Annotated in this window: 1 pseudogene; it reads left to right on the forward strand. The window is 41.4% G+C overall.

Annotated features, from left to right (window positions below):
* Positions 1-307: pseudogene (locus tag AC04NP_RS30670) on the forward strand (transposase); the annotation flags it as partial.
* Between the last annotated feature and the right edge of the window lie 116 nt (positions 308-423).

Genomic DNA, 423 nt, shown 5'->3' on the forward strand with positions numbered 1-423 from the left:
CCGCAGGTATTTAAGCGAAAAACAGATCTTTCACGGGTTTGTAACAAAAGGCCGCCAGCCAAAAGATCACAACAAAAACAAAGCCATTGATGTATTGAAGTCACAAATCAATAAAGTGCGATCTACTCACCTGGAAGGTGCATTTGGCAATCACAAAAATTATTATGGCCTTAGAAAAGTCAAGGCCCTAAGAGAAGCAACCGAGAAAACCTGGGTGTTTTTTGGTGTCATGGCTGCCAATGCAGTGTTATTGACCAAACGTAGGCGCAAACCCCCACCCGAGGAGTCGCTCAAAAAAGCAGCCTAGCTAACCTACAATAATTGTACTGCTGAATCAAAGCAAAGACAGGATAGGTACGTCTTGTCCTGAAATTTAGCCATTCAGTATACCTGTATCACTATTAAAATTGTACTATGCTAATA

It is taken from the genome of Agaribacillus sp. DX54, assembly GCF_056858335.1.